Genomic DNA, 7,929 nt, shown 5'->3' on the forward strand with positions numbered 1-7,929 from the left:
AACAGTTGCAGTAGCCGGATTTCATCCGATTTTGTCTTTCCAGACCGGATCGCTGAAGTCGATATAGAGCAGTTCCTGATCCAGATACTGCCCCTGCACAAAAAGCGACTTCGGCTCAGTCCCATAGGTCTTGAAGCCGAGCGCCTCATAAATCCGCTTTGCCGGTTCGTTCGTCGCCACCACCTTGGCGTCGAGAACGATGACATGCGCCGCAGCATGTTCGATAACTTTTTGAACCAGAGCCTTGCCCAGTTCCAGTCCACGCGCTTCCGGCGCCACATAGACGCCCCAGAGCGTTCCGCGATGACGTTCGGACTTGCGTTCATGACGAAACACGCCTGCCGTTCCCAGCAGATTTTCACCGTCGAAAGCACCGAAGATGATATTGCCATTCACCTGTTCCAGACGGCGCGCAAACACGCTGTCGGAATAGGCATTTTCTTCCTCAAAACTCGAACCAAAGGCCAGTGGCGCGCGGCTCAGTGCGCTCAGTCTGATGGCGCGATAGCGATGCAGATCGCCCTTATCCAGGGCGCGCAGCACGATCTTTTCTGGCGCGCTTCCATGTTTATCATTCATTTCGCTCTCCGATAATTGCGGACCCTGCGGACAAGGCCGCAGGGCCTCATTATCTTATGACTGCCAGCTTCTCAGGCCGATCCAGGTGCGCCGGTCGAGAACATAGCGTTCGACCGGAACGTTTCCGGCGGCAAGCGTATCCGACATGCCCATGCTGCTGAACTGGAAGCCGCACTTGTGAATCACACGGCGCGATCCGTTGTTGGTCGCCCGGCAGGAAATATGCAGCCGGTTGACCGCCGTTGCCCGGAACACCAGATCGATCAGCGAATGAGCGGCCTCAGTTGCAAAGCCGTGCCCCCAATAGGGTTCGCCCAGCCAGTAGCCGATCTCCAGCCCGTCGCCATGTTTATTCGCATGGATGCCGCAACAACCCATAAAGATGCCGGTCTCAGCTTGTGTAATGGCGTAGATGCAATTGCCCATCTCGCCTTTTCGCACGCGATCAACAAAATCGACGGCATTCTCACGCGTATATGGATGCGGCATGCGAGTGAGCATGCCCGAAACACGGAGATTGTTGGCAAGATAGGAAATGGCATCTACGTCTTCGACATGCGGCGGGCGCAGAACCAGCCTTTCGGTGACCAAGACGGGGCAATCTAAAACGGGAGCCAACTCAGGCTCCAGATCAGCCGCCAGACCGGGGGAGAGATCGGCAAAACCCTCATCCCGGCTCATACAGCTTTCTGCGTAACAATCTTCTTCTAAAACGTCGACAACCATTTTTCTGTCCTCCAGATGCAAAAAGGGAAGATGGTGGTCCCATCTTCCCTTCGATCTTTTGGCTAGGCTGCCATATACACCGGGTCCGATGGGACGCCGGTGGTTTTAAGAGGCCCGGCTTACTCTGCTGCTTCCGCGATCGGGTTTACCGATACGTACGTGCGGCCGTTGGCTTTCGTACGGAAAGATACGGAACCGTTCGTGGTTGCAAAAATCGTGTGGTCCTTGCCGAGGCCAACATTGGCGCCCGGATGCCACTTCGTGCCGCGTTGACGCACGATGATGTTGCCAGCGAGCACAGCTTCGCCGCCAAACTTCTTCACGCCAAGGCGTTTGGATTCTGAATCGCGACCGTTACGCGAGGAACCGCCAGCTTTTTTGTGTGCCATTGGTGTTCTCCTTTAATCTCTCTACTTACTCAGCCGTTTCGGCCTTGGCTGCAGCCTTCTTAGGCGCTGCCTTCTTCGGCTTTGCGGCTTCGCCTTCAGCGGCTTCTGCCTTCGGAGCCTTCTTCTCAGCGGCCTTCTTGGAAGGCTTTGCGCCGTCGGTGAGGATCTCCGAGATACGGATCGTCGTCAGTTCCTGACGATGACCGCGGGTGCGCTTCGAATTCTGACGGCGACGCTTCTTGAACGCGATGACCTTGCGGGCACGGCCCTGTTCGACGACTTCGGCAGTCACGAGAGCGCCTGCGACGACTGGTGCGCCAATGGTCGAGCCGACCATCAGAACTTCTGCGAATTCTACGATGTCACCGGCTTCGCCAGCAACTTTTTCGACCTTGATCAGATCGTTGGCGGCAACGCGGTACTGCTTGCCACCGGTCTTGATGACTGCGAACATTTGTTGTCCTTTCGGTTGTTCGGTCCGGCTCTCATTTCCACGACATTAGCGCCGAAGTGATGGGCCGTCTTTTTATCAGTCGGTTAAGTGAAGGGCTTGCGCCCCTTGATTGCCGCCCCGGAAAACCCGGAAATCATCAATCAAAACAATAGGCGCGGATTGCCCCACGCCTAAGGTCTGGTGCTTATAGGTTCGGAACGTGGGAAAAGTCAAGAATTTTCACGAGAGAATGCAAATTAGGTCTTGTCTAATTGCAATCAGCCCGCTATTGAGCCGCTACACACTTAGCATTCGCTTTTGATGCTGTTTGACGGTGCGATTATATAGATCGCTTTACCGGATTGCACAATGCGGAGAGGTGGCTGAGTGGTCGAAAGTACCGCACTCGAAATGCGGCGTGGGGGTAACTCCACCGTGGGTTCGAATCCCACCCTCTCCGCCATTTTCTTCATCGAAATCCATAACCTACTGCCGCAGCAATACTTCTCTGTGCCCAATGAACCATGCTAGAAGGCAGCATGAGTGTGTTGTCATCCGTTGCCCCCATCTATAATCCGCCGCTGGAGCCCTATGTCTCCATCATTCATAGCGATGCGGATCTTCTGGTACTGGACAAGCCAAGCGGGCTTTTGTCCGTCCCCGGTCGGCATCCCGCCCTCTCCGACAGCCTTGCCACGCGGGTGCAAAAGCAGTTTCCCCGCGCGCTGATGATCAACCGTCTGGACAAGGACACGTCCGGTCTGGTCCTGATGTCGCTGAACAAAAAAGCCCATGCCTATGTCGCAGCGCAGTTCGAGGCCCGGACGACCGAAAAATCCTACATTGCCAAAGTCTGGGGACACATGGACAGCGACGAAGGTTTCATCGATCTGCCGCTGGCGATCGATCCCGACAACAAGCCACGCCATCGTGTGGACCACGAGCATGGCAAACCGGCGCAGACACGCTGGCAGGTCTTGAGCCGCGGTGAAAACAGCACGCGCCTGCGTCTCTCTCCCCTGACTGGCCGCACGCATCAATTGCGCGTCCATATGCTGGCAATCGGCCATGTCATTCTGGGCGACGAGTTTTATGCGGACGGCGCGGCACTGGCAGCAGCCGACCGCTTGCTTCTGCATGCGGAACAGCTAGCCTTCCGCCATCCCGACGGGCGCGACGTGACATTCACCGCGCCTTGCCCGTTCTGATTCTGTGTTGAGATCATAGATGTCGCAGAAAATAGATACATCGGAGCTGGTTGTCGATTTCGTCGGCGGTGCTGTCGGCCACCGGTTTCGCTCCGGCGAAGGACGCGGGCAGGCGCTTGCCAAAGCCGTCGGCTTTACCGGCAGCGTCACACCGGAGATTGCCGATGCGACGGCGGGTCTAGGACGCGACGCATTTCTGCTCGCTTCGCTTGGCGCCCGCGTCACCTTGATCGAGCGCTCGGAAAAAATGCATGCCTTGCTGGCGGAAGGCCTCGCGCGCGCCGCGGCAGAAGGTGGTCAATATGCTGAGACGGTGGCGCGCATGACCTTGCTGCACGGCGATTCCTGCGAGCTGTTGCCAGCGTTGCGACCACAGGTGGTGCTGGTCGATCCGATGCACCCGCCGCGCGGCAACACGGCTCTCGTCAAAAAGGAAATGCGACAAATCCGCGAGATTGTGGGAACTGATCCCGATGCGGAAAAGCTGATGCAGGTGGCGCTGGAAGCAGCGCTTAATCGCGTGGTGCTAAAGTGGCCGTTGCGCGCCGAACCGATGGCGGGCTTGCGCAAGCCCTCACATCAAATCTCGGGCAAAAGCACCCGTTACGATGTATTCGTCAAAGCTAAACTTACATAAAATCTTGCCGCAAAGCTGCCAGATTTGCGGTCCCGACAATGCCGAACAATAAAGCTGTAGCAGTTTTGATAATTCGGTTTAATTTGGAAACGCTGCATTTCGTAAAACGTAATTCATAATATTATTGAGGGCGTATGAAGACACAGATGGATCTGACGACAGCGCCGATTAATCAAGCGCTATTGCTCTTCGCCTTGCCGACGCTTGGATCGTCGATCCTGCAATCCGCAAACGGTTCCATTGATACGATCTGGATCGGCCATTTGCTCGGAACGGATGCGCTGGCGGCCACGACCAACGGCAATCTCGTCATGTTTCTGCTCACGGCTTTTGTCTTCGGTTTCGGCATGGCATCGACCATTCTGATCGGGCAGTCTTTCGGGCGCCGCGATCTCGAAACCGCGCGTGCCATCACGGGCACCACGCTTGGCGCTTTCGTGCCGATCAGCATACTTGTTTCCATTGCTGGCTGGTTTCTGGCGCCGCATGTCCTGACACTGTTGGGCACGCCGGACATAATCGCGCCTCTGGCCCGCGCCTTCCTGCAAGTCACCTTCGTCGCCATGCCTGCCATTCTCATGCAAACCATCCTGATGATGGCATTGCGCGGCAGCGGCGACTCCATCACGCCTTTGATTTTCATGGGGCTGGCGGTCATCCTGGATATCGTCCTCAATCCCCTGCTCATCCTCGGGATCGGTCCGATCCCGGCCTTGGGCATATCCGGCTCGGCGCTCGCCACTGCGGTTGCAAATTACATCAGCCTCGCAGCCATGCTGTTCTACATCTATCGCAAGGATCTCCCCTTGCGTTTGAAAGGCGAGGAACTGCGGTTTCTCATACCAGACCTCAAAGTGCTGAAACTGATCTTCAGCAAAGGGCTGCCGATGGGAATCCAGATGATCGTGGTTTCGAGCGCTATGCTGACCATGATGCGGCTGGTCAATCAGGAAGGCGTCGATACGACAGCTGCCTTCGGCGCAACCCAGCAGCTATGGACCTATGTGCAGATGCCAGCCATGGCGCTTGGCGCGGCGGTCAGCGCCATGGCCGCCCAGAATATCGGCGCCGGCAACTGGGACCGTGTCAGCAACATCACCCGAACCGGTGTGCTCTATGCGATCCTGATGACCGGCGTTCTCGTGGTTATCCTGCTCATGGCCGACCGGCAGGCGATGGAGATATTTCTCGGCGCTGACAGTTCTGCGATCCCGATCGGCCAGCATATCGGCAAAATGGCGACCTGGGGGTTCATCGCCTTTGGTGTCTCCATGGTCCTGTTCGGAACGGTCCGCGCCAATGGACAGGTGGTCTGGCCACTCATCATTCTGTTCGTATCAATGTATCCGGTTCGGCTCGGCGTTGCGGTTGGCTTGCGCGATTGGCTCGGTGTCGATGCACTTTGGCTCAGTTTTCCGGTCGCCATGCTATCCACCATGCTGATGGCGGGCGTTCTTTATCTTCGCGGCAACTGGCGCGAAAACAAGTCGATGAAGGTCGACAAATATGAACAGGAAAACGTTGTCGCTTCGACATCGCAGACAGCTGAAGCAGCTCCGTCCTGCAATGTGCTGGCGCCCAATGCACCGGCTGTGATGGAGGGAAGTGCATCCAGCGTGCGGTAAATTCGCCTGCAACCTGATAACTGCATGATCAGTCGGATGCGTTGAAAACAATGCAAAATTAGCAGTGCCGACCTGTTGCAATCTGCGTTTGCTTGGTTCATATAGCGCGGGCCTGACAGAATCGGTTCTTGATAGAATCAACTGGCGCGAGCGGGTGTAGCTCAGGGGTAGAGCACAACCTTGCCAAGGTTGGGGTCGAGGGTTCGAATCCCTTCGCCCGCTCCAGTTTTCTGATCAGTCTAGCTTTCAAAATCCCGGCTTCGTCCGGGATTTTTGCTTATAAGCGGTCTGAGTCCGCCTCGAACCGCAACCACTGTCTCAGTTGTTTTTCAGGAACTTGAACGGAACGCCGGAGATGAGCGCCTTCACATAGCGCTTCTTCTGATAATAGCCGTTCAGCGACACACGCGGCAGTCTCATAAGGGATTGAACGCTGTCACAGCTCAACACGCCCGGCTGGGTGGTCACCCCAACGGCAAACCCTGCATCTGCAACTGCGGACGTCTCTCGTTCACCAACGGCAGTCGGCCAGCCATAGGGATAAGAGAAAGAACGCGGCCGCTGCCCGGCATAGCGTTCAATTGCTGAAGCGGAGCGTTCTATCTCCTGATGCAGCCTGTCATTACCCACACGACGCAGATTGACGTGATTGACCGTATGCGCGCCAAAATAAACCAACGGGTCGTTCGCCAGTAAGCGCAACTCGCCTTCATCCATCACCAGATCTTCGACAATCGCCATTGGTGCCACGCCATGGAGCTGCGCTGCCGCATCGATCCGGCGCACAGCTTCATCTTCATCGATAGCCTGAACAAAGTCTGTGAGCCGATCAAAAGCTGCTAGCTTTGCACTGAGTGTCTCGCAGCGAACATCGACCATCCCTCTGCCAAAATCGAACGCGAAGCGCGACGCTTTACGCGTCAAGGCTTCGGCAGTTTCCCACCATGCGCTGCGCTGCCGTTCCACAAACCCGGGATTGATGAAGATCGTATAAGGCACAGAAAATTTCGCGAATATCGGCGCTGCGAACGTGGCGTTGTTGCGATAGCCATCATCAAGGGTGAACGCCACAAATTTGCGCCTGTCGCCCTTATCAGCAAGCAAAGCTGGCAGGTCATGCAAATGAACGGGCGTTAGCCCTTCACCGATCGCCGCGCTGACCGCTTCTTCCAGAAACTCCGGTGTGACCGACAGATGTGCATTTGGGGAAAAGGGCTCCGCGACCGCAGGGCGAACATGATGCAAGGTAAAAATCACGCCGCGTCCGGCGGCATTTGGGAAGATCGAGCGAACGAAGGGGACAGCAGCCACCTCAAGCCCGGCCCTGATCATGCCGTAGCGTAGAGAGGCGCACATCCCCTGAAACGATCGCATTGCACCGCGCGCATCTGAGCGCGCCCCCTATTAAGTAAAAATCAAAAAGGTCATTACACTATGGTTCGTCAACAAGTCATTGATGTACGTTGATAGGTACTGATTCAGGTCAGTACGAGCGCCTTATAGCGCTCTGCGAGGTACTAACCGCGTCGGGCATTGCACAATCTGAAATCTCGTTGGCGACGGACCTTGATACCGTATAGCTATCTCGGCATCAAATTCTTTAGATGTATTTAATAAACGCCAGGCACTGCGTTCTCTGGCGCTTTTGAGTACCATGGTATGGCTCAGGCTTTGGTCTTTTTGACACCAAAAGAGCCCTCCACTATTTGTTCGCCCTTAGAACGCGGAAAGCCCCGCATTGTTTATGCGGGGCTTTTGTGATGATTTGGTTGCGGGGGCAGGATTTGAACCTGCGGCCTTCAGGTTATGAGCCTGACGAGCTACCGGGCTGCTCCACCCCGCGTTATTAAGTGCAGACCTCAATGGCCCGGGAGCGAAGTCAGGCGTAGCCTGATGAGGTGAGGCCGTTAAAAAATCGATTGAGTATCGATTTTAGGCCGAACGGGCTGCTCCGAGCCTGTCTCACTTATTTGTTGTAGTCGGTATTTTTGGCGAATGTCGCTTAATTTCGGTGTTTTGTATGATTTGAGAAGATGTTTTGATTTGTGTGCTTTGCAGACCTGGCAGCGACCTACTCTCCCGCATCTTAAGATGAAGTACCATTGGCGCTGGAGCGTTTCACGGCCGAGTTCGGAATGGGATCGGGTGCAGCCGCTCCGCCATAACCACCAGGTCGGCGAAGAACACAAATTGAGAAGCTGGTTGTCTTTCGTGCTGATGGCATCAACGCTCTTATAGAGCACTGATAAACAATAAGCACGCGACTGCGTGCCGCCGGTTTTCCGGCGCCCTGTCCGGAGCGAAGCGGCTTTAGCCGCGACAGCGTGAGGAC

At 55.8% G+C, this 7,929-nt stretch carries 8 protein-coding genes, 3 tRNA genes and 1 rRNA gene; 5 read left to right on the top strand and 7 right to left on the bottom strand.

Annotated elements, in window-relative coordinates; all coding sequences use genetic code 11:
* Nucleotides 1-21: 21 nt before the first annotated feature.
* From D8666_RS15645 to rplU, 4 genes are all read right to left on the bottom strand, one after another.
* The gene (locus D8666_RS15645) at nucleotides 22-579 is read right to left on the bottom strand and encodes a GNAT family N-acetyltransferase (protein ID WP_121538697.1); all 558 of its coding nucleotides are present in this window, start codon (nucleotides 577-579) and stop codon (nucleotides 22-24) included.
* Nucleotides 580-633: 54 nt separating this feature from the next.
* Nucleotides 634-1,305, bottom strand: a complete 672-nt coding sequence (locus D8666_RS15650) for a GNAT family N-acetyltransferase (RefSeq protein WP_109369859.1) — start codon at nucleotides 1,303-1,305, stop codon at nucleotides 634-636.
* A gap of 119 nt (nucleotides 1,306-1,424) precedes the next feature.
* A complete protein-coding gene (rpmA, locus tag D8666_RS15655; protein WP_109369860.1) occupies nucleotides 1,425-1,694 on the bottom strand; it encodes a 50S ribosomal protein L27 in 270 nt (89 codons plus the stop codon).
* A gap of 25 nt (nucleotides 1,695-1,719) precedes the next feature.
* Complete coding sequence (rplU, locus tag D8666_RS15660) at nucleotides 1,720-2,148, bottom strand: 50S ribosomal protein L21 (protein WP_109369861.1); 429 nt, start codon at nucleotides 2,146-2,148, stop codon at nucleotides 1,720-1,722.
* Between the two features lie 352 nt (nucleotides 2,149-2,500).
* Here rplU and D8666_RS15665 point away from each other — a divergent pair.
* The 5 genes from D8666_RS15665 (at nucleotide 2,501) to D8666_RS15685 (ending at nucleotide 5,822) form a co-directional block, all read left to right on the top strand.
* Nucleotides 2,501-2,590 (top strand) — tRNA-Ser (locus tag D8666_RS15665).
* A 76-nt stretch (nucleotides 2,591-2,666) separates the two neighbouring features.
* Nucleotides 2,667-3,335, top strand: a complete 669-nt coding sequence (locus tag D8666_RS15670) for a pseudouridine synthase (RefSeq protein ID WP_121538699.1) — start codon at nucleotides 2,667-2,669, stop codon at nucleotides 3,333-3,335.
* Nucleotides 3,336-3,354: 19 nt separating this feature from the next.
* On the top strand, nucleotides 3,355-3,972 hold the full coding sequence (locus tag D8666_RS15675; protein WP_121538701.1) for a class I SAM-dependent methyltransferase: 618 nt from the start codon (nucleotides 3,355-3,357) through the stop codon (nucleotides 3,970-3,972).
* A gap of 134 nt (nucleotides 3,973-4,106) precedes the next feature.
* Nucleotides 4,107-5,597, top strand: coding sequence for an MATE family efflux transporter (locus D8666_RS15680; RefSeq protein ID WP_121538703.1), 1,491 nt, complete (start codon nucleotides 4,107-4,109; stop codon nucleotides 5,595-5,597).
* 150 nt (nucleotides 5,598-5,747) lie between these two features.
* A tRNA-Gly gene (locus D8666_RS15685) sits at nucleotides 5,748-5,822 on the top strand.
* A gap of 93 nt (nucleotides 5,823-5,915) precedes the next feature.
* On the opposite strand, the gene D8666_RS15690 is transcribed toward D8666_RS15685, so the two are convergent.
* From D8666_RS15690 to rrf, 3 genes are all read right to left on the bottom strand, one after another.
* Nucleotides 5,916-6,971 (bottom strand): polysaccharide deacetylase family protein, encoded by a 1,056-nt coding sequence (locus D8666_RS15690; protein ID WP_121538705.1) that lies wholly within the window; start codon nucleotides 6,969-6,971, stop codon nucleotides 5,916-5,918.
* A gap of 392 nt (nucleotides 6,972-7,363) precedes the next feature.
* Nucleotides 7,364-7,440: transfer RNA gene (locus D8666_RS15695), tRNA-Met, on the bottom strand.
* A gap of 215 nt (nucleotides 7,441-7,655) precedes the next feature.
* A 5S ribosomal RNA gene (rrf, locus tag D8666_RS15700) occupies nucleotides 7,656-7,770 on the bottom strand.
* Nucleotides 7,771-7,929 lie beyond the last annotated feature (159 nt).

Source organism: Ochrobactrum soli (assembly GCF_003664555.1).
GTDB lineage: Bacteria > Pseudomonadota > Alphaproteobacteria > Rhizobiales > Rhizobiaceae > Brucella > Brucella teleogrylli.